This window comes from Cloacibacillus porcorum (genome assembly GCF_001701045.1).
Taxonomy (GTDB): Bacteria; Synergistota; Synergistia; order Synergistales; family Synergistaceae; genus Cloacibacillus; species Cloacibacillus porcorum.
Genome location: NZ_CP016757.1, coordinates 1117018 through 1137906 on the forward strand (window position 1 = coordinate 1117018; position 20889 = coordinate 1137906).

At 55.5% G+C, this 20889-nt stretch carries 20 protein-coding genes; all 20 read left to right on the forward strand.

Annotation, left to right across the window (positions count from 1 at the left end):
* Positions 1-241 precede the first annotated feature (241 nt).
* The gene (locus tag BED41_RS16840; RefSeq protein ID WP_066743710.1) at positions 242-724 is read left to right on the forward strand and encodes a C1 family peptidase; all 483 of its coding nucleotides are present in this window, start codon (positions 242-244) and stop codon (positions 722-724) included.
* Positions 687-2156, forward strand: coding sequence for a lectin like domain-containing protein (locus BED41_RS16745; RefSeq protein WP_084002263.1), 1470 nt, complete (start codon positions 687-689; stop codon positions 2154-2156). The genes BED41_RS16840 and BED41_RS16745 overlap by 38 nt, the downstream gene beginning before the upstream one ends.
* 316 nt (positions 2157-2472) lie before the next feature.
* The gene (gene rpoB, locus BED41_RS05040) at positions 2473-6153 is read left to right on the forward strand and encodes a DNA-directed RNA polymerase subunit beta (protein ID WP_066743714.1); all 3681 of its coding nucleotides are present in this window, start codon (positions 2473-2475) and stop codon (positions 6151-6153) included.
* Positions 6153-11162 carry a DNA-directed RNA polymerase subunit beta' gene (gene rpoC / locus BED41_RS05045; RefSeq protein ID WP_066743716.1) on the forward strand — a complete coding sequence of 1670 codons (5010 nt, stop codon included), beginning with the start codon at positions 6153-6155 and terminating at the stop codon, positions 11160-11162. The genes rpoB and rpoC overlap by 1 nt, the downstream gene beginning before the upstream one ends.
* Before the next feature lie 195 nt (positions 11163-11357).
* On the forward strand, positions 11358-11606 hold the full coding sequence (locus tag BED41_RS05050) for a L7Ae/L30e/S12e/Gadd45 family ribosomal protein (RefSeq protein ID WP_066743721.1): 249 nt from the start codon (positions 11358-11360) through the stop codon (positions 11604-11606).
* Between the two features lie 33 nt (positions 11607-11639).
* Positions 11640-12011 (forward strand): 30S ribosomal protein S12, encoded by a 372-nt coding sequence (gene rpsL, locus BED41_RS05055; protein ID WP_008710980.1) that lies wholly within the window; start codon positions 11640-11642, stop codon positions 12009-12011.
* 22 nt (positions 12012-12033) lie between these two features.
* Positions 12034-12504, forward strand: a complete 471-nt coding sequence (gene rpsG / locus BED41_RS05060) for a 30S ribosomal protein S7 (protein ID WP_066743723.1) — start codon at positions 12034-12036, stop codon at positions 12502-12504.
* 43 nt (positions 12505-12547) lie between these two features.
* On the forward strand, positions 12548-14614 hold the full coding sequence (gene fusA, locus BED41_RS05065; protein ID WP_157102266.1) for an elongation factor G: 2067 nt from the start codon (positions 12548-12550) through the stop codon (positions 14612-14614).
* A 32-nt stretch (positions 14615-14646) separates the two neighbouring features.
* Entirely contained in the window at positions 14647-15837 is a 1191-nt protein-coding gene (gene tuf, locus BED41_RS05070; protein WP_066743727.1) for an elongation factor Tu, read from the forward strand.
* 18 nt (positions 15838-15855) lie between these two features.
* Positions 15856-16161: a 30S ribosomal protein S10 gene (rpsJ, locus tag BED41_RS05075; protein WP_008710983.1), complete on the forward strand. Its 306-nt coding sequence runs from the start codon at positions 15856-15858 to the stop codon at positions 16159-16161.
* 33 nt (positions 16162-16194) lie between these two features.
* Entirely contained in the window at positions 16195-16821 is a 627-nt protein-coding gene (gene rplC, locus BED41_RS05080) for a 50S ribosomal protein L3 (protein ID WP_066743730.1), read from the forward strand.
* Positions 16822-16838: 17 nt separating this feature from the next.
* Positions 16839-17462 (forward strand): 50S ribosomal protein L4, encoded by a 624-nt coding sequence (rplD, locus tag BED41_RS05085; RefSeq protein WP_066743732.1) that lies wholly within the window; start codon positions 16839-16841, stop codon positions 17460-17462.
* Positions 17462-17758, forward strand: a complete 297-nt coding sequence (rplW, locus tag BED41_RS05090) for a 50S ribosomal protein L23 (protein WP_066743734.1) — start codon at positions 17462-17464, stop codon at positions 17756-17758. The genes rplD and rplW overlap by 1 nt, the downstream gene beginning before the upstream one ends.
* A gap of 20 nt (positions 17759-17778) precedes the next feature.
* The gene (gene rplB, locus BED41_RS05095) at positions 17779-18603 is read left to right on the forward strand and encodes a 50S ribosomal protein L2 (RefSeq protein ID WP_066743736.1); all 825 of its coding nucleotides are present in this window, start codon (positions 17779-17781) and stop codon (positions 18601-18603) included.
* A gap of 25 nt (positions 18604-18628) precedes the next feature.
* On the forward strand, positions 18629-18913 hold the full coding sequence (gene rpsS / locus BED41_RS05100) for a 30S ribosomal protein S19 (protein WP_008710988.1): 285 nt from the start codon (positions 18629-18631) through the stop codon (positions 18911-18913).
* Between the two features lie 13 nt (positions 18914-18926).
* Positions 18927-19259, forward strand: coding sequence for a 50S ribosomal protein L22 (gene rplV, locus BED41_RS05105; protein ID WP_066743738.1), 333 nt, complete (start codon positions 18927-18929; stop codon positions 19257-19259).
* 14 nt (positions 19260-19273) lie between these two features.
* On the forward strand, positions 19274-19948 hold the full coding sequence (rpsC, locus tag BED41_RS05110; RefSeq protein ID WP_066743740.1) for a 30S ribosomal protein S3: 675 nt from the start codon (positions 19274-19276) through the stop codon (positions 19946-19948).
* Positions 19949-19954: 6 nt separating this feature from the next.
* A complete protein-coding gene (gene rplP, locus BED41_RS05115) occupies positions 19955-20374 on the forward strand; it encodes a 50S ribosomal protein L16 (protein WP_066743741.1) in 420 nt (139 codons plus the stop codon).
* A gap of 1 nt (position 20375) precedes the next feature.
* The gene (gene rpmC, locus BED41_RS05120) at positions 20376-20591 is read left to right on the forward strand and encodes a 50S ribosomal protein L29 (RefSeq protein ID WP_008710995.1); all 216 of its coding nucleotides are present in this window, start codon (positions 20376-20378) and stop codon (positions 20589-20591) included.
* Between the two features lie 6 nt (positions 20592-20597).
* Positions 20598-20888, forward strand: coding sequence for a 30S ribosomal protein S17 (rpsQ, locus tag BED41_RS05125; protein WP_066743744.1), 291 nt, complete (start codon positions 20598-20600; stop codon positions 20886-20888).
* Position 20889 lies beyond the last annotated feature (1 nt).

A 20889-nucleotide genomic window follows, 5' to 3' on the forward strand; every position in this document is an offset into this window, starting at 1 on the left:
CATATATTATTAAAAATAATATCTTTACTTTTTACTATAAGTGTTGTATTATCCAACTTATAGTAGAATAATTTTATTAACTTATAGAATGAGGCAGAAATGCTGAACCTTGCATTAATTGATGCGTGGATGTTTTTGTGCCTAAAAGGAGGTGCTTTTTTATGTAACCGTAAGTATAAGTGAAAGGCGTCGAATTGCCTATTAGGGGTATCATTTTATTAGGAACAGGGAGGATTACACTATGAGTAAAATTTTTAGGAAATCTGCATATCTCGCACTTACCTTGATTTTTATATTCACGCTCGCTGGCCAATCTTTCGCGTCGGCGCTCAAGCCAGCCCCGCTTAACCCAAAGTTTGTGGAATGGTGCGGTGGACAGGCAACGTCGGGAAAGAGCAGCTCTAGCGGAGCGGGGAAGCTGAATTATGGCTACGCGCCGTCTCCTGTGAATTGGAGCCACCTTGGCGGTCTTGTCTATAATATAGGCTCTTCCTCCTCTTCGCGGCGCGCCGACACCTTGCCGGCCAGCTATGACCTTAGGAGCAAAATGACTGCTGTAAAGGATCAGAATCCTTTTGGCAATTGCTGGGCACACAGCGCCATGGCGGCGACTGAGTCCTTCCTTATAGGCAGAGGACTGGTTTCTTCGACCGACATCGATCTTTCCGAATGGTATCTGACATATTTTGCATATAACCCTTTCAGTCGGCGCATTCACAAATAATAGCGAAAAACCATATTATGATTACGGCGGAGATGACTGGAAAGCCGTGGCGCTGCTTTCGCGCGGAACGGGTTCGGTGCTTGAATCCCAGGCTCCGGTTCCAGCCAGCTCTAAGGATGTTTACGCGCCTTTGCGCACGAACAGGACATATAAGCTTACGAACGCGTGGTATCTTGGTAATTTGGGTGTTAAGGAGGTGCATCTTAACGATCAAAGGCGCGATATGATTAAAAGGGCGATAAAAGAATACGGTGCAGTCTCTGTAGGTATCCATTTTAACGAAAAAGATTATTATAATGAAGTCACCTATGGCTATATGACCAACGGATCCCCTTCTTATACGAATCACGCTGTCACTATTGTGGGATGGGACGATAGTTACTCGAAAGATAACTTTAAGGAGTCATGCAAGCCTAATGATAATGGCGCGTGGATCGTTCGCAACAGCTGGGGTGATTGGTGGGGAGAAGGGGGGTACTTCTACGTCTCGTACGAGGAACCAACCCTTTGCGACGGGGTCGTATATGTGACGGAACAGGCTCCCCAGAATGAAAGAATTTATGAATACGACCCGCTCGGGCTGGTACAGTTTATCGGCTATAGCAAATACGGCGTTGAGTCTGGCAGTGGCTCAGGGGAAACTGCTCCAGTCTGGTACGCTAATCTTTTTACGGCGAAGGGTAACGACACTCTTACCTCCGTTGCCTTTTATACCTCGGCTCCGGAACAGGAATGTGAGATAAAGGTCTACACCGGCTGCGACGGCTCTCCCATAAGTGGCAAGCTGGTGCTGACGCAGAAAACAGCTGTCGCCGCGCCTGGATACAATACGGTCGTTCTTGATTCTCACGTAAAATTGACACAACATGAAAAATTTTCCGTCGTTATATGCACCTCTTCCGATAAGACGGGATTTGTGGTCCCATGTGAATATGCTCGGGATAATTATTCCGAAAACGCCGTTTCCCATGAGGGCGAAAGCTGGCTCTCGTATGATGGGGTGAAATTTGAGGATATCGCCGACGCCACTTTAGACAGCCTTCCCAATGCAAATGTCTGTATCAAAGCCTTTGCTACACTGCCCGGCACTTCGATTTCACTGATTCCTCAGTCTCTTGAAATAGATGCCGGCAGTAAGATGACGATATTGGCGTTGGTTACGCCTCAAGGGACCGTCGTCACCTGGGAGAGCAGCGACACAAGCGTGTGTACCGTAGATGCGAACGGTATCGTTACCGCGCTGAAGGCCGGCAATGCGGTTGTTACCGCGAGCACAGCCGACAACTTCGCTCAGTGCTTCGTTACCGTCACCGGTTCTCCGACACCTCCGACACCTGCCCCTACCGGCGGATCTTCCAGCGGATGCAGCGCAGGTTTCGCGGCGCTGGCGCTTTTGGCGCTGGTTCCCATAATTCTTAAAAAGAGAAGTTAATTTTTTCATAATATTACGGACGAGAGACGGAGAAAAATTTTTTCGTCTCTCGTCCATGTATTGTTATTTTTGCACACATATTTGATAAAACGGTTGCTGTAAAAGCGCGCAGACGGTAAAAGTTGCTCTGTCGCTTGACAAAATACCCGCAGGTGATTCATAATATCGGCTGTCGGGAAACCGCGCTTCAACTGAATATAACAAAATAGTTAAAACAGGCGACGTCTGTCTATTGACAGCTGTCGCTTTTTTGTTATAATTTCCATTTGTACGATTGTACATTCTCATCATATTCTCGAACGGGGAGGATGCTCCCATGCAGGTTAAACAGACTTCGGGTAAAGCATTTGAGCGGCGTGTAGTTTTTGGTAAAGAGAAAAATTTGATAGCACTGCCAGATCTGGTTGAGGTACAGCGTAACTCATACCAGTGGTTCTTTCAGGCCGACAGGGAGCCTGATATGCGTGCGTCACAGGGGTTGCAGGAGCTTTTCGATGAAATTTTCCCCATCGAGAGTTATGACGGCTCTTTTGCACTGGAATTCGTAAGATATTATGTCGATCCTGTTCCTATCAGTCTGGATGAGGCTCGCAGCAGGGACCTTACATGGTCGAGACCGCTGCGTGCGACGATTCGTCTGATAAACAAAAAGACCGGCGAAATCAAGGAAGAAGAAATTTATCTCGGCGACTTTCCCGCGATGACGGAGAGAGGAACCTTCATCATCAACGGCACGGAGCGTGTCGTTGTAAACCAGCTGGCCCGTTCGGCCGGCGTCTATTACAGCGCTGACCTCGGTATTCCGGGGCAGGAGACCTTTGTGGCGAAGCTGATCCCCGACCGCGGAGCGTGGATCGAGTATGACCTCGCCCCTGGGGACGTGCTCTCCGTTAAGATCGATAACCGTAAGAAAATTCCCGTCACCATGATGCTGAGAGCCTTCGGCATCCAGAGCACGGATGAAATAATCTCTCTCTTTGACGGCAAAGAGGTGGAGAAGGACCTCGTTGACGACGATGTGCGCGGAATGCTCCTCGCGGAGGACATCCTCTCTAACGACGGTTCGGGGACGGTGGAGATCCGTAAGAACACCCGTCTCACGAAGGAGCATATGGAGGTTCTCTGGAACCATGGACGCACCAAGGTGTGGGTCTGGGACATCGATCCCGCCCTCGCCGTGACGATAGAGCGCGACAATACCGACACTCCCGACGCGGCGATGCTGGAACTTTTCCGCAAGCTGCGCCCCAACGAGCCTGCCCGTATGGAAAACGCGCGCGAGTATATCACGAGCATATTCTTCGATCCCAGAAGATATAACCTCGGACGCGTCGGACGTTACAAGATAAACCGCCGTCTGCAGCTGGATATCCCGAATACGGAGAGGCTGCTTACGGTCACCGATATCGTGGCGATAATCAAGGGACTTATCCGCCTGCGCGACGGCAGCGAGCACATGGACGACATCGACCATCTCGGCAACCGCCGCGTGCGCGCCGTTGGCGAACTGCTCCAGAATCAGGTCCGTATCGGACTGCTGCGTATGGAGCGCATCGCGCGCGAGCGTATGACGACGACGCCGGACCTCGCCACGGCGATGGCGAAGGATCTCATCAACGTGCGTCCGATATCGGCGGCGCTGCGTGAGTTCTTCGGCTCTGGGCAGCTTTCCCAGTTTATGGACCAGACGAACCCGCTTGCGGAGCTGACGCACAGACGCCGTCTCTCCGCCCTCGGCCCCGGCGGCCTCTCGCGCGAACGCGCGGGATTTGAGGCCCGCGACGTCCACCATACGCACTACGGACGTGTATGCCCGATCGAGACGCCGGAAGGTCCGAACATCGGGCTTGTCACCTCGCTGGCGACCTTTGCCCGTATCAACGAATACGGCTTCCTGGTCTGCCCGCGCCGGAAGGTCGTGGACGGCAAGGTTACGGAGGAGATCGTCTACCTCTCCGCCGACGACGAGGACGAATACTATGTCGGACGCGCCGACCTGCCGATGGATGACGAGGGCAACGTACTCCCGTCGCTGACCGGCGGCATCTACGTGCGTCACCACGACAACACGATAGAGATAGACCCGAAGGAGCTTGACTACCTCGACATTTCGCCGAAGCAGATCGTCTCCATTTCGACGGCTCTTATTCCCTTCCTTGAGCACGACGACGCGAACCGCGCGCTGATGGGTTCCAACATGCAGCGTCAGGCGGTTCCACTCGTATTCCCGGATTCACCGATCGTCGGAACGGGAATCGAGCATCGTATCGCTAAGGACTCCGGCTCCTGCGTTGTATCCCGCAGGGCTGGTACAGTCACCTACGTTGACGCCGACCTGATCGTCATCAGGACCGACGACGGCGGCCAGGACGAGTATCATATGCCGAAGTTCCGCCGTTCGAACCAGGGAACGGTCATCCACCAGCGCCCGCTTGTATATACGGGACAGCATGTGGACGCCAATGAGATAATCGGCGACGGACAGGCCTGCGATCAGGGAGAATTGGCCCTGGGGCGCAATGTGGTGGTTGCCTTCGTCTCCTGGGAGGGCTACAACTTCGAAGACGCTATTCTGCTCTCTCAGAAGCTGGTAAAAGAAGATTTCTACACATCAATACATATAGAGGAATACGAGGTCGAGTCGCGTGATACGAAGCTTGGCCCCGAAGAGATCTCCCGCGACATCCCGAACGTCGGCGAAGACGCTCTTAAAAATCTTGACGAGGACGGTATCGTCCGCGTCGGTGCGGAGGTCAAGGCCGGTGACATCCTCGTCGGCAAGGTCACGCCGAAGGGCGAGTCTGACCAGTCTCCCGAAGAGAAGCTGCTTCGCGCGATATTCGGCGAAAAGGCCCGCGAGGTGCGTGACACCTCTCTGCGCGTGCCACATGGCGAAGGCGGAAAGGTCGTCGAGATCAAACGTTTGAGCCGCGAAAAGAACAGCGAGGACCTCAGCCCCGGAGTCAACGAAGTGGTGAAGGTCTACGTCGCCCAGTTCCGTAAGATAACAGAGGGTGACAAGATGGCCGGACGCCACGGAAATAAGGGCGTTGTCTCCCGCATTATGGCGGAAGAGGATATGCCCTATCTCTCGGACGGTACCCCGGTCGACGTCGTGCTGAACCCGCTGGGTGTCCCCAGCCGTATGAACCTGGGACAGGTTCTAGAAACGATGCTTGGTTTTGTCGCGATGCAGAGGGGCTATAAGGTGGTAACGCCTGTCTTCGAATCGGCGACGGCTGAGGATATCGCCCCAGACGTCAAGTGGATACAGCAGAACAAGTATCCCGAGATGCGCGACGACTGCAAGATAACGATATATGACGGCCGCACCGGAGAGCCGATGGCGAACCAGGTAATGGTCGGAGTCATGTACATGCTTAAGCTGATACACCTCGTCGACGACAAGATCCACGCGCGTTCAATAGGGCCGTACAGCCTTATCACGCAGCAGCCGCTCGGCGGAAAGACGCAGTTCGGAGGCCAGCGTTTCGGAGAGATGGAAGTCTGGGCCCTCGAAGGATACGGCGCGGCGCATATGCTGCAGGAGATGTTGACGGTGAAGTCCGATGATATCCGCGGACGCCTTAAGACCTATGAACGTATAGTGAAGGGCGAGAATCTCGCGAAGCCGGGCGTGCCGGAGTCATTCCGCGTCCTTATCAAAGAGCTGCAGGGACTGGCGCTTGATGTGGAGATCATGTACGCGGACGGCAGCTTCGGCGAGCTGGTCCTGAATGACGACGACGACGAGAGAGGCCCGCGCCACGTCTCGTTCAAGCCCGACGCGACGGTGGACGACCTTGACGCGGTATTCAGTCCGGATGTTGACGCGCCGGCGAAGGCCGCCGGTTCCAACGACCTCTTTAACGAGAGCGCGGTGGAATACAGCGGGCTTGAGCTGCACGAGACCGACGAAGAACGCGACGCCGCCATCCTGAGCGACGATTTATTTGAAAGTGATCCACAGACCGGTGAGCAGGGGGATGAAGATTAATGGCAAATGTAAGTCATGAGATCGCCGGAGTAAGAATGAAACTTTCCTCTCCCGAGAGAGTCCGCGAGCTCTCCAGCGGAGAGGTCAAAAAGCCGGAGACGATAAACTACAGATCTCTCCGCCCGGAAAAGGACGGTCTTTTCTGCGAGCGCATCTTTGGCCCCATCAGGAGCTACGAGTGCGCCTGCGGAAAGTATAAGCGCAGCGGCCCGAAATTCAGGGGGGTCGTCTGCGAGCGCTGCGGCGTCGAAGTCACCGACAACCGCGTGCGCCGCGAGAAGATGGGGCATATAGAGCTTGCCGCGCCGGTCGTCCATATCTGGTACCTGCGCGGTATCCCGAGCCGTCTCAGCCTTCTGCTCGGAGCCTCTACGAAGGAGCTTGAAAAGGTCGTCTACTTTGCCCCGACGCGCCGCCGTGAAAAGGTTTACAAGGTGGTCAACGAGGGACGCCGTATCGACCTCGCGCGCCGCGGCTCGCTGATGTCGGCCTCGGAGGAGCGTATCCATCGTTTCTACGATCCTAAGTTTAAGGCCGAAGAGGCATACCGCATTACGAAGGTGGAAGAGGTTCCCGTAGATGAGGGAGATATCGTTACGGCGGCTCAGGTGAGCCGTTTCCGCAGCGATTACGGCGACGACCTTTTTAAGGTCGAGCCGGCCTACCGCGTATATAAGGCCGACGACGCGGAAAACAGTGTTGAAATGGTCTCCGATACCAAGAAAAAGGTGATGCTTGCGCGTGAACCAGAGCTCAAGGCTGAACGCGCCGTGCTCAATAACCAGGAGGCCTACATCGTCACCGCCGTCGTTCGTCTGCCCTTCGCGAAGAACGACGTCATCTCGGAGAGCGAGTTCCGCCTCTATTCACAGAAATATCCCAAGCGTTTCCAGACCGCCGAGGAGACAGAGACCATAGAAGATCCCTGCTACATCGTCATTGAGGGCGGAGAATCGCCCTTCGTGCGCGGTGACATCGTGTTGGAGCGCGAAGAGGTCATCTGTGCCGCCTACGATAAGGGCTTCCAGGCCGGAATCGGCGCGGAGGGCGTCTATACGCTGCTCTGCCAGATAAACATAGATACACTTGTCGACCAGCTTCGTGAGGAGATCGCCGAGTGCTCGGGCCAGAAAAAGCGCAAGCTCATCAAACGCCTGCAGGTCGCGGAGGATTTCAGGAAGAGCGACTCCCGTCCCGAGTGGATGGTCCTCTCCGTCCTTCCCGTTATCCCGCCGGATCTTCGTCCGATGGTCCAGCTCGACGGCGGGCGTTTCGCGACGTCTGACCTTAACGACCTCTACCGCAGGGTCATAAACCGCAATAACCGCCTGCGCAAACTCCAGGAGCTTAAAGCGCCGGAGATCATCGTGCGCAACGAAAAGAGGATGCTGCAGGAATCCGTCGACGCTCTTATCGACAACGGACGCCGCGGCAAGGCTGTCCTTGGCGCCGGCAACCGCCCGCTCAAGAGCCTTACGGACCTTTTGCGCGGAAAGAAGGGACGCTTCCGTCAGAACCTTCTCGGAAAGCGCGTCGACTATTCGGGCCGTTCCGTCATCGTCATTGGGCCGCACCTCAAAATATACCAGTGCGGACTTCCGAAGCAGATGGCGCTTGAGCTCTTCAAGCCCTTTGTCATGCACAAGCTTGTCGAGAGCGGCCTCGCGCCGAACGTCAAGAGCGCCCGCCGCTTTATAGAGCGCGGCCGCGACGAGGTGTGGGGTATCCTTGAGGGAATCATCAAGGATCATCCCGTAATGCTGAACCGCGCTCCGACGCTGCACCGTCTCGGCATACAGGCCTTTGAGCCGGTGCTGATCGAGGGTAAGGCGATCCGCCTCCATCCGCTCGTCTGCACGGCCTTCAACGCCGACTTCGACGGCGACCAGATGGCCGTCCATGTGCCGCTTTCGCTGGAGGCGCAGACCGAGGCCCGGGTGCTTATGCTTTCCTCGAACAACCTGCTCTCGCCCGCGAGCGGCAAGCCGGTAGTTACTCCGACTCAGGACATAATCCTTGGCGTCTACTACCTGACGACCCTCAGAGAGGGGCTCAAGGGCGAGGATATGTATTTCCGCGATACGGAAGACGTCCTTTCCGCACTCGATCACGGCATAGTTCACGTCAATTCCAGGATTCGCCTCATGAAAGACCCCGCGTGGGAGTGCGAGACGATCGATGGAAAGTGGATAGAGACCTCGCCGGGCCGCGTGCTCTTCAACTGCGCGCTGCACCCCGGTTTCCGCTATAAAAACGAGACCATAAATAAGAAGGAAATGGGCAAGCTTCTCGACGAGGCATACGACAAGGTCGGGCAGACCGGCATGGTCGAAATGCTTGACGCGATAAAGACGCTCGGCTACCGCTGGTCGACGGTCAGCGGCATCAGCCTCGGAGTCGGCGACGTCATCGTTCCGAAAGAGAAGAAAGAGATACTTGACGTAACGCTCGTTCAGGAAGAGGACCTTACAAGCCAGTACGAAATGGGTATCCTCACCGAGGACGAATACATGCGTCAGAAAGATATTCTCTGGTCCGACGCCGGACGCCGTATCGCCGACAAGATCATGGACAGTATGCAGACGACGAACCCGCTGCGTATCATGGTCGATTCGGGAGCTCGAGGCTCTCGCGGACAGGTCGCGCAGATGGCCGGTATTCGCGGACTGATGGCCGACCCGTCCGGACGCATCATCCGCTACCCGATCGTCGCGAACTTCAAAGAGGGACTCAATACGCTGGAATACTTCATCTCTACGCACGGAGCGCGAAAGGGTCTCGCTGACACCGCTCTTCGTACCGCCAAGTCCGGTTATCTGACGCGCCGTCTCGTCGACGTCGCCCAGGACCTGATCGTCATGGACGAGGACTGCGGCACGCACAGCGGCGTTGAGATCCGTCCGCTGCTTCAGCAGGACGGCAAGGCCACTATCTCCATGTCGGAGCGCCTCGCGGGCCGTATCAGCGTCGCGGACGTCAAACACCCCGAGACCGGAGAGCTGCTGCTGGAGAGAAACGAAGAGATCAGCGTCGAAAAGGCGAAGTATATAGAATCGCTCGGCATAACGTCTGTCTGGGTACGCAGCCCGCTTACCTGCGGACTTCGCCACGGTATCTGCCGCGCCTGCTATGGCCGCGATCTGGCGACGCGTAAGAAGGTCGCCATCGGAGAATCCGTCGGCGTCGTTGCGGCGCAGTCCATAGGCGAACCGGGAACCCAGCTTACGATGCGTACCTTCCATACGGGAGGCGTTCGTCAGTTCACGGGAGAGGACATCACGCAGGGTCTGCCGAGAATCGAGCAGCTCTTTGAGGTCCGCCGTCCGAAGAAGGTCGCCATCCTCGCCGAAGATACCGGCACGCTCGTAGAGATCCGCGAAATGGACGGCAAACGCAAGCTTATCATCGCCAAACAGGCCGAGGACGGCACTGAAGAGCGTATCTCATACAACATACCAGCCTCGCAGAACCTGCTCTCAGGAGTAGAGGAGGGATGCCAGATCACCAAGGGCATGCTGCTCACGGAGGGATACATAGACCCGCAGCAGCTGCTTGAGGTCGAAGGGCTTGAGGCGGTGCAGCACTATCTGCTTGACGGCATCCAGGAGGTCTATCGTTCTCAGGGCGTCTCCATCAACGACAAGCACATCGAGACCATTCTTCGCAAGGTCGCGCCCGTCAACCGCGTGCGTGTAGTGAAGGAGGGAGACAGTGCCTTCGTATCGGGAGAGCTTGTCTGGAAAGAAGATCTCGAAAAGGCGATAGACGACATTAAGGAAGAGAACGACAACTCGCTTAACGAGTCCTACAACTTCCTTAAGGACTATAAGTTCGTCGATGTTCCCGGAGAGACCGCCGTCGAAGGCGAGGCCAGAGAGGCTGTCTTCACGCGGGAGGGGCTCTCGGAGCTCCTGCAGCCCGGCAGCCCGGCTACGGAGATAATCATAGAGGACGAAGCGGGGCCCGTGCGTGTCATCATCGGCGACGCGAACTTCAGACGCTCGATGGAGGGCCTTGAGATAATCGAGGACTTTGTCTCGCCAGAAACTGAGGAGACGCTTGTCGCGGCCGGCACCAGGCTTACCTCCGCCGAGCTTGCGGCGATCGTCGGCTGCCCGCCGAAACCGATCCTCATCAGGGATATGAACCTTCTCGAGGGAAATAAAGAGAAGTCGTGGTTCGCTTCGGATGTCGAAGATGGAGGCAAGGTCATCATTAAGGTGGATTCGCTGCTTGACGACGAGGCCATCGCCCTTCTTAAGAGCCACAACATCCGCCAGATAAAGCTCTGGAAGGCCCCCGAGATCATCAACCTTACGGACGCGATGCACCACGTGCTCATCGAGCACTTCTTTGGCAAGGCGATCACCCAGGCGATCAACGCCGACGGTGAAGTTATAGAGGACATCCCGCATGTGATCGACGGCTCCGTTGTCCGCGGCCTTGTAGAGGGCGCGATCTCCGGAGTGGAATGCGACGATATGATCATTACCAAAGAACGCATCGTCAAGCTTCTGCTCACCGAGAGGGCGCTCGGCAAGATACTGCTTGAACCCGTCACTGACGAGGACGGCAGCGTAGTTGTCGAGGCGGCGCAGGAGATCACGAGCTCCGTGCTCGATAAGATCGCGGCGTCGGCGGCAGGCAGCATAACGCTGCGTTCTAAGGCCGCCGCCTCCGAATACAAGAAGCTGCTCCAGAGAGTATCGTTCGTCCGCCGGCTTCGTGAAGAGCCGCAGTGGCGTCCGGTGGTACACGGCGTCACCAAGGCGGCCCTTGCGACGGACAGCTTCCTCTCCGCGGCCTCCTTCCAGCAGACGGCGCAGGTACTTGCCGCGGCTGCGGTGAGGGGAGATGTCGACAGCCTCGTCGGCCTCAAGGAGAACGTTATCATCGGGCTCCTCATCCCTGCGGGAACCGGCATCGAGCGCCATCGCAAGGTTGAGATAAAGGAAGAGCAGGATACCCCCTCAGAGCTTGAGTTCATGGAGGCTTCCTTTAAAGACTAGGCGCCGCGTTGACGATAGAGACAAGTATCGGAATAAACGCGGAGATTTGTTAGTTAAAAATAGAAGTTACTCCTGAAATATTTTTCTTTGGAAAATATTTCAGGAAAATTAACGGCGGAGGGCGCAGTGTTTATTGACACGTGCGCACTCCGCTGTTATTATATGTCGGTGCGACTATGCACAGGAGGTGTTCGTGTGCCCTTAAATGAATTGGCCTCCTCGTCGAGATGCGCGGGATTGAACAGTGTGCTGCGTAAAATAGACAGAGGCGAGGCGCTGAAAGTTTTTCTCGCGGATGACGCCGATGAGAAGCTGGCGTCGAAGGTAAGGGCCGCCTCGAAAGAGCGGAATATCCCCGTCGAGACGGCGGAGGATTCACAACAACTAGGAAGAGCTTGCGCCCTGACGCGAAAGACGGCGGTCGCGGCGATTCTTAAAAAGTAGAAATAACCATTACTAAGGGAAGGAGGGAGCTATTTGCCAACAATCAGCCAGCTTATTCGTAACGGCAGAGAAGAAAAGAGACGTCGCTCAAGCGCGCCTGCTCTTCAGGAGAACCCGCAGCGCCGCGGTGTATGCACCCGCGTTTATACTGTAACTCCTAAGAAGCCTAACTCTGCTCTTCGTAAGGTCGCCCGTGTGCGCCTTACCAACGGAATCGAAGTTACAGCTTATATACCGGGAGTCGGACATAACCTTCAGGAACACTCAGTCGTGCTTGTTCGCGGAGGCCGTGTAAAGGACCTGCCTGGTGTACGTTACCACATAGTCAGAGGTACGCTTGACTGCGGTGGTGTTGAAAACCGCCGCCAGAGCCGTTCGCTCTACGGCGCTCGCAGACCGAAATAACTTTTAATGGGAGGTAGTTTTTATGCCGCGTAAAGGTCATGTAAAAAAACGTATTACACCGCCCGATTCAGTCTACGCGAGCCCCGCGATCACGAAATTCATCAACTGCCTGATGCTCGACGGCAAGAAGAGCACAGCGGAGAGAATTTTCTACGGAGCACTGGATCTGGCCGGAAGCAGACTCAATATCGAGCCTGCTGAGGTGTTTGAGAAGGCTATGACGAACGTTCGTCCTCTGGTCGAAGTTCGTCCCCGCCGCGTCGGCGGCGCAACCTATCAGGTTCCTGTTGAAGTGAAACCTGACAGAGCGCAGGCGCTGGCGATTCGCTGGATAATCAACTTCTCACGCTCACGCAAGGGAATCCCGATGGTAGAGCGCCTCGCGCGCGAACTTGGGGATGCCTGCAAGGGCGAGGGCGGTTCGGTTAAGAAGCGTGAGGATACGCACCGTATGGCGGAAGCCAACCGTGCATTTGCCCATTACCGTTGGTAGTGGAAAATATTACAAATTTTGATTTAGTCTGGTGGTGTTGACGATGCAGGGCATCGACTTAAGTACAGTGCGCAATATAGGAATAGCTGCGCATATAGATGCAGGTAAGACGACGACGACGGAACGTATCCTATTCTATACAGGCCGTAAGCACAAGCTTGGGGAAACCCATGAGGGTGCCGCCACAATGGACTGGATGGAGCAGGAGCGCGAGCGTGGTATTACTATCACATCGGCGGCTACTACCTGTTTCTGGGGCGATTGCCTTATCAATATAATTGATACACCCGGACACGTGGACTTTACCGTTGAGGTTGAGCGTTCCATGCGTGTCCTTGACGGTGCTGTCTCCGTATTCTGTGCTGTCGGCGGCGTTGAGCCGCAGTCAGAGACAGTTTGGCGTCAGGCCGACAAATACGGTGTACCGAGGATAGCATTCGTCAACAAAATGGACAGGGTAGGCGCAGATTTCTTCGCGGTCGTCGATCAGATGCGTAAGCGTCTGGGGGCAAAAGCGGTTCCCATTCAGATTCCTATCGGTGTCGAAGACGGCTTTACCGGCATGGTGGATCTCGTTCACGAAAAGGCGGTCATTTATGATGACAGCCTGGGAACGGAATTCCACAGCGCGGATATCCCTCCTCAGCTTGAGGAAGAGGCGGCCCTCGCGAGAATGGAAATGCTTGAAATGCTCGCCGATTATGATGACGAGATGATGGAGCTCTATCTTGAGGGCGGCGAAATTCCCCTTGAAATGGTGAAGAGAGTCATCCGTAAGGCCACTATCAGCCTCGACATCGTACCGGTAATGTGCGGTTCGGCATTTAAGAACAAGGGCGTGCAGCCACTGCTCGACGCGGTTGTGGCCTATCTGCCCAGCCCGCTGGACATGCCGCATGTCGTAGCGGTTGATCCCGACGATACGTCGAAGGAAATAGAGGTCAAAGCGTCGGCCGACGAACCGTTCGCGGCTCTCGCCTTTAAAATAATGGTCGACCCCTTTGTCGGCAGGCTCGCATTCTGCCGCGTCTATTCCGGCTCCATTGAGAGCGGAACGTCGATATACAATACAAATACCCGTCGCCGCGAGCGCGTGGGACGAATCCTTCGTATGCACGCCAACAAGCGTGAGGAGATGGACAGCGCCCAGGCTGGGCTCATCGTCGCTATCCCGGGCCTCAAGCAGGTACGGACGGGCGATACGCTCTGCGACGAAAAACATCCTGTGCTCCTTGAAAACCTCATCTTCCCCGAGCCGGTCATCTCGCTCTCTGTCGAACCGATGAGCAAGGCGGACCAGATCAAACTCGCCAAAGGACTTGAGGCGCTCTCCGAGGAAGACCCGACCTTCCGTGTCTCCGTAAACGAAGACACCGGCCAGACCCTTATCAGCGGTATGGGCGAGCTCCATTTGGAGATAATCGTCGACCGTCTGCGCAGGGAGTTCAACGTCGAGGTCAAGGTCGGACGTCCGCAGGTCGCCTACCGCGAAGCAATTCGCAAGCCGGCGAGGGCGCAGGGCAAGTTTGTCAGGCAGTCCGGCGGTAAGGGACAGTACGGCGACGTCGTGCTTGAAGTCGAGCCGTTGGAAGACGGCAAGGGCTTCGAGTGGGTCGACAAGATTGTCGGAGGCGTCGTTCCGAAGGAATACATCCCCGCGGCCCAGAAGGGTGTCGAAGAGGCGCTCAACAACGGCGTACTTGGCGGATATCCTGTCATCGGCATAAAGGTCGCCATCGTCGACGGCAGCTACCACGAGGTCGACAGCTCTGAAATGGCCTTCCGTATCGCCGGTTCTATGGCGATCAAAGAGGCTCTTAAGAAGGCTGATCCGGTGCTCATGGAACCCGTCATGAACGTGGAAGTCGTCGTTCCCGAGGAATACATGGGAGATGTCATCGGAGATCTTTCATCACGCCGCGGACGCGTAGCCGAGATGGGAGTGCGTGCCAACGCGCGCATAGTCAAGGCCTTCGTGCCGCTCGCGGAAATGTTCGGATACGCGACGGACCTTAGAAGCAAAACGTCAGGCCGCGCCTCATACACAATGAGCTTTGACCACTACGAGGAAGTTCCCCGCAATGTGGCCGAAGAGCTGCTTAAGAATTAATTAAGGAATTACCTCAAGGAGGTTAGGTTAAAATGGCAAAAGAGAAATACGTACGCAGCAAACCGCATCTCAACATAGGTACGATCGGCCACATCGACCACGGCAAGACGACCACGACGGCGGCGATCACGAAGACGCTGGCCCGCCACGGCGGAGCCGACTTCACGCCCTTCGACATGATCGACAAGGCGCCTGAAGAGAGAGAGCGCGGAATCACCATCAACATCGCGCACGTCGAATACGAGACGGCGACGCGCCACTATGCCCATATCGACTGTCCGGGCCACGCCGACTACATTAAGAACATGATCACGGGAGCCGCGCAGATGGACGGCGCGATCCTCGTAGTCTCAGCCGCCGACGGCCCGATGCCCCAGACCCGCGAGCACGTTCTCCTCGCCCGCCAGGTCAACGTTCCCGCCCTTGTCGTATTCATGAACAAGTGCGACATGGTAGACGACCCCGAACTTCTCGACCTCGTTGAGATGGAAATCCGCGACCTCCTCAACAAATACGAATTCCCCGGAGACGACATTCCCATCATCCGCGGAAGCGGCCTCAAGGCTCTTGAGAGCGACGAGGACAACGAGTGGACCCAGGCGATCATGGACCTGATGCAGGCGTGCGACGACTACATCCCGGCCCCTGAGCGCGAAGTAGACAAGCCGTTCCTCATGCCGATCGAAGACGTCTTCACGATCACGGGCCGCGGCACAGTCGTAACGGGCCGTGTAGAAAAGGGAATCGTGCACCCCGGCGACGAAGTTGAAATCGTAGGGATCAAAGACACCCACAAGACCGTAGCGACGAGCCTTGAAATGTTCCGCAAGATCCTCGACGACGCGGAAGCTGGAGACAACGTAGGAATCCTCCTTCGCGGCGTAGGCAAAGACGACGTTGAGCGCGGACAGGTTCTTGCGAAGCCGGGCAGCATCAAGCCGCATACACACTTCAAGGGAGAAGTTTACGTCCTTAAGAAGGAAGAGGGCGGCCGCCACACGCCGTTCTTCAGCGGCTACAAGCCTCAGTTCTACTTCCGTACCACGGACATCACCGGCGAGATCAAACTTGCCGAGGGAGTGGAAATGGTAATGCCTGGAGACAACAGCACATTTGAAGTCAAACTCATCGCGCCGATAGCGATGCAGGAAGGACTTCGCTTCGCAGTACGCGAAGGCGGCCGTACAGTCGGCGCCGGCGTCGTCACTGAGATTATAGCGTAACCCCAGGAGGGGAATATTTTGGCAAAGAAAATTCGTATAAAACTTAAGGCATTCGACCACCGCGTCCTCGACGCCTCGGCTACGCAGATAGCCGACACGGCGCAGCGCACAGGCGCCAGAGTTTCGGGTCCCGTGCCCCTTCCGACAGAGGTTAACCGCTATTGCGTGCTTACCTCACCGCACGTCGATAAGGATGCGCGTGATCAGTACGAGATCAGGACGCACAAGCGTCTGATCGATATAATCGACCCAACGCAGAAGACGATGGAGGCTCTTATGGAGCTGAATCTGCCCTCTGGTGTTGATATACAGATTAAACTTTAATTAGTTCTAATCTGAAAAAGGAGTGAAACGTCAATGAGTATGGGGATTCTGGGCCGCAAGGTAGGGATGACCCAGGTCTTCGACGAAAACGGCAAAGCGGTACCTGTAACAGTTATTGAAGCAGGTCCCTGCACGATCGTTGAAATCCGGACACCTGAAAAGAACAGTTACAGCGCAGTGCAGCTCGGCCTCGGAGATGTCAAGCCCTCAAAGGTCAACAAGCCGATGAAGGGTTACTTCGAGAAGCAGGATGTTGCGCCCAGGCGCTGGCTGAGGGAGTTCCGCGTGGACAGCACGGCGGACTACCAGGTGGGACAGGAGATCACCGTTTCTCTGTTCCAGAATGGCGAAGTTGTTGACGTGATAGGTGTCAGCAAAGGTAAGGGAACCGCGGGCGTAATGAAGCGCCACGGCTTCGGCGGTACGCCGGCGAGCCATGGTCACTCGGTCACACACCGTCACCCCGGTTCAATCGGATGCAGCAGCTTTCCCGGCCGCGTAATGAAGGGCCGGAAAATGGCGGGTCACATGGGCAGCGAGCGAGTCACAACGAAGAACCTTAAGGTCTTCGGAATTGACGAAGAGAACAACCTGATCCTCATCGAGGGTCCTGTTCCCGGAGCGCGCGACGGCCTTGTAATGATCCGCAAAACAGCGTAGTAGGGAGGCAGAAGACGATGCCTGTAGTAAAAGAAGTTAATTTCAAAGGCGAGGTTATCGGAGACATAACGCTTTCCGATGCCGTCTTCGGAGCCCCGGTCCATGTGCCGGCCATGCATCAGGTTGTGGTCGCGCATCTGGCTAACTGCCGTGTTGGTACACACAACACCAAAGACCGCGGAGAGGTCCGCGGCGGCGGTAAGAAGCCCTGGAGACAGAAGCACACTGGCCGCGCGCGCGCCGGCAGCTCACGCTCACCGCTGTGGGTAGGCGGCGGAGTTGCTCATGGTCCGCACCCGCGCGACTATCACCAGAAGGTAAACAAGAAGGTTCGCCGTATCGCCATTCGTAGCGCGCTCACGCTTAAGGTCCAGGCTGAGAATATGCTTGTGATCGACAGCTTCGGCCTCGAAGCTCCGAAGACGAAGAGCATGATCGAATTCCTCGCGGCGGTAAAGAGCGGCAAAAAGCCCCTTCTCGTACTCCACGAGACGAACATGGCTGTTGTGAAGTCGGCGGCGAACATCCCCGGCGCTTATGTACAGCATGTGGACAGCGTGAATGTTTACGACCTTCTGAACCATGACCAGCTGATCGCAACTCCTGAAGCGGTTAAAAAGCTCGAGGAGGTATTCGGTTAATGAACGCGATAGCATATGATATAATAGTTCGGCCCATCATAACGGAGAAGACAAGCCGTCAGATGGAACTGGGACAGTATACCTTTGAGGTACTCCCGAAGGCGAATAAGATAGAGATCCGCAAAGCCATCGAAGAGGTCTTCAAGGTCAAGGTTGTCAAGGTAAACACGATCCAGGTCCGTTCCAAACCGAAGCGGATGGGTGCCTTTTTGGGTCGTTCACGCTCCTGGAAGAAGGCCATCGTCACCCTCGCAAAGGGTGAGAAGATCGCTTTCTTTGAGGGCGCAAGCGCCTAGGCAGAAAGGGGAAACATCTAATGGGAATCAAGAAATATCGTCCCACTACGCCCAGCCGCCGTCAGATGGCGACGCCCGATTTTTCGGAAATCACTAAGGCGAAGCCGGAACGCAGTCTGGTAGTATCACTCTCGCAGTCAGCGGGACGCAATAACAACGGCCGCGTGACAATGCGCCACCGCGGCGGACGCGGCAGAATCAAGTACCGCATCGTGGACTTCAAGCGCGATAAGTTCGGAGTCCCCGGTAAGGTAACGGCGATCGAATACGATCCCAACCGTTCGGCGCGTATCGCTCTCATCTCCTACAAGGACGGCGAGAAGAGATACATCCTCGCCCCCGTAGGCCTCAATGTCGGTGACACGATCTTCGCCGGAGAGGGATCGGACATTCGCCCCGGAAACGCCCTTAAGCTTAAGGACATCCCGGTTGGTACGGTCGTTCACAACATCGAGCTTGAGCCGGGACGCGGCGGAGTATTGGTACGTTCGGCGGGAACGTCGGCGCAGCTTATGGCTAAAGAGGGCAAATACGCCTTTGTGCGTATGCCGTCAGGCGAACTTCGTCTTGTACTGATTGAGTGCATGGCGACCGTCGGCCAGGTTGGCAATGAAGAGCACGAGAACGTAGTCTCAGGTAAAGCGGGAAGAACACGCTGGCTTGGCATTCGTCCGCATATCCGCGGTATGATCCAGAACCCTGTCGACCATCCGATGGGCGGAGGCGAAGGCAAGAGCAAGTCGCATAAGCATCCTGTCTCACCGTGGGGTACTCCGGCAAAGGGTTACCGTACCCGTAAGCGTAAGCCGTCGGATAAGTTCATCGTCCGCCGCCGCAAGAAGTAACCCGAGTTTGTAGGAGGGAATTAAGATGGCTCGTTCACTAAAAAAAGGACCCTACGTAGACGTTAAGCTTCTCCGCAGGGTAGAGGACATGAACGAATCAGGCAAAAAAGTGGTCATCAAGAGCTGGGCTCGCGCCTGCTCGATCACGCCTGAAATGGTCGGACACACGATTGCCGTGCATAATGGCCGTATTCATGTACCGGTTTACATCAGCGACAATATGATAGGACATAAGCTCGGTGAGTTTGCGCCTACCCGTAAGTTCGGCGGCCACGCCGGCCAGGAACGCTCCACGAAGGTAAAGAGGTAGGAGGACGCGAGGTATGGAAGTAAAAGCATCGGCAAAGCAGATCCGTATTTCTGCAAACAAAGTCCGCAGAGTCCTGGCGCTTGTCAGAGGCAAGAATGCTTCAGAGGCGCTCATGATTCTTAAATATACTCCCAATAAGCCGGCCAGATACGCTGAGAAGGTGCTCAAGAGCGCCGTTGCGAATGCTGAGCACAACCACGGTCTCGATATGGACAAACTCATCGTCAAGACCGCCACGGCTGACCAGGGAGCGTACATGAAGCGTTTCCGCCCCGTTTCCATGGGCCGCGCTCATGCTTTCAGACATCACACGTGCCATATCACCATGGTCGTGTGTGAGAAGTAAGGAGGGGTTGAACGGTGGGTCAGAAAGTTCACCCGGTAGGTTATAGACTTGGCGTTATCTACGATTGGGAATCCCGCTGGTACGCTGACGGTAAGAAGTATGCGAAGTATCTTCACAAAGACCTCGAGCTCAGAAACTGGATCAAGAAACGCTGGGCCCAGGCTGGCGTGAGCCGCGTGGAGATTGAGCGTATAGGCAACGTTATGCGTTTTACAGTTTGGACCGCCCGGCCTGGTGTCGTAATTGGCAAGCAGGGAGCAGAGATACAGGCGGTTCGTGAGGAACTTCAGGCTATGACCGGCAACCGGGTCATGATAAACATTCAGGAGATGAAGAATCCCGACGTAGAGGCTCAGGTAGTCGCCGAGGGCGTCGCCTCTTCACTTGAGCGCAGAATCAGCTTCCGCCGCGCAATGAAGCAGTCGATATTCCGCGCGATGAAGTCGGGAGCCAAGGGAATCAAGATCCAGTGCGCCGGCCGTCTCGGCGGAGCCGAAATAGCGCGCACGGAATGGTATCTTGAGGGCCAGCTTCCCCTTTCGACACTGAGAGCCGATATCGATTACGGCTTCGCCGAAGCTCACACGATCTATGGTGTAATCGGCATCAAGGTGTGGATATACAAGGGCGAAGTTATGGAGCGCAAGCCCATATTTGAGGCCGAGCCCGTAACAAAGGAGAGGAGGTAAGATCCAATGCTTTCTCCGAAAAGAGTAAAATACCGCAAGCCCCATCTGACGGCCCTTCGCGGCTACAGCAAAGGCGCTACAGAGGTGGACTTTGGCGAGTTTGGACTTCAGGCCTGCGAGAACGGCTGGATCACGGCGCGCCAGATAGAGGCGGTTCGTGTTGCCATCAGCCGCAAGATGAAGAAGGGCGGAAAAATCTGGATCAGGATATTCCCGGATCGCCCCGTCACTGAGAAGCCTCTTGAAACTCGTATGGGTAAAGGTAAGGGAAACGTGGAATACTGGACCGCAGCAGTAAAGCGCGGACGCGTTATGTTTGAAATTGCAGGAGTGCCGCGTGAAGTTGCCGAACAGGCCTTCCGCACCGCATCGTTCAAACTGCCCATCAAGGTAAAAATGTTAACCCGAGAGGGAGCAGGTGAATAGTATGGATCCCAAGGAACTTCGAGATCTCAGCGTATCTGAGCTTAAAGATAAGCACAAGCAGTATAAGGAAGAGCTGTTCAACCTCCGTTTTCAGAACGCGATCGGACAGTTGAGCAATTCGGGACGCATCAAAGATGTAAAGAAGACTATCGCCCGTATTCTTACCGTTATTACGGAAAAAGAGATGGGTATAGATCACTCAGGAGCAAGGAGGTAACCGACGATGGAAGAGCGTACAGCACATCGTAAAGTCCGTACCGGAACAGTGGTTAGCGACAAGATGGAAAAGACCATCGTCGTGCGCGTAGACCGTATGGCAAAGCACTCTCTCTACGGCAAGCCTGTTCTCCGTTCAAAGAAATTCATGGCTCATGATGAGACCAACGACTGCCGCATGGGCGACACAGTCAAGATAGGCGAGACCCGTCCCCTGAGCGCGAGGAAGCGCTGGGAAGTTCTCGAGATAGTTGAGAGAGCTCCTATCCTCGGCGTCGCTGAAGAGGAGGCCGAATAGT

Bases quoted from the DNA above. Each gene is read 5' to 3' on its own strand.
- BED41_RS16840 (WP_066743710.1), top strand. From the start codon at position 242: ATGAGTAAAATTTTTAGGAAATCTGCATATCTCGCACTTACCTTGATT.
- rpoB (WP_066743714.1), top strand. From the start codon at position 2,473: ATGCAGGTTAAACAGACTTCGGGTAAAGCATTTGAGCGGCGTGTAGTT.
- rpoC (WP_066743716.1), top strand. From the start codon at position 6,153: ATGGCAAATGTAAGTCATGAGATCGCCGGAGTAAGAATGAAACTTTCC.
- rpsG (WP_066743723.1), top strand. From the start codon at position 12,034: ATGCCGCGTAAAGGTCATGTAAAAAAACGTATTACACCGCCCGATTCA.
- fusA (WP_157102266.1), top strand. From the start codon at position 12,548: ATGCAGGGCATCGACTTAAGTACAGTGCGCAATATAGGAATAGCTGCG.
- tuf (WP_066743727.1), top strand. From the start codon at position 14,647: ATGGCAAAAGAGAAATACGTACGCAGCAAACCGCATCTCAACATAGGT.
- rplC (WP_066743730.1), top strand. From the start codon at position 16,195: ATGAGTATGGGGATTCTGGGCCGCAAGGTAGGGATGACCCAGGTCTTC.
- rplD (WP_066743732.1), top strand. From the start codon at position 16,839: ATGCCTGTAGTAAAAGAAGTTAATTTCAAAGGCGAGGTTATCGGAGAC.
- rplW (WP_066743734.1), top strand. From the start codon at position 17,462: ATGAACGCGATAGCATATGATATAATAGTTCGGCCCATCATAACGGAG.
- rplB (WP_066743736.1), top strand. From the start codon at position 17,779: ATGGGAATCAAGAAATATCGTCCCACTACGCCCAGCCGCCGTCAGATG.
- rpsS (WP_008710988.1), top strand. From the start codon at position 18,629: ATGGCTCGTTCACTAAAAAAAGGACCCTACGTAGACGTTAAGCTTCTC.
- rplV (WP_066743738.1), top strand. From the start codon at position 18,927: ATGGAAGTAAAAGCATCGGCAAAGCAGATCCGTATTTCTGCAAACAAA.
- rplP (WP_066743741.1), top strand. From the start codon at position 19,955: ATGCTTTCTCCGAAAAGAGTAAAATACCGCAAGCCCCATCTGACGGCC.
- rpmC (WP_008710995.1), top strand. From the start codon at position 20,376: ATGGATCCCAAGGAACTTCGAGATCTCAGCGTATCTGAGCTTAAAGAT.
- rpsQ (WP_066743744.1), top strand. From the start codon at position 20,598: ATGGAAGAGCGTACAGCACATCGTAAAGTCCGTACCGGAACAGTGGTT.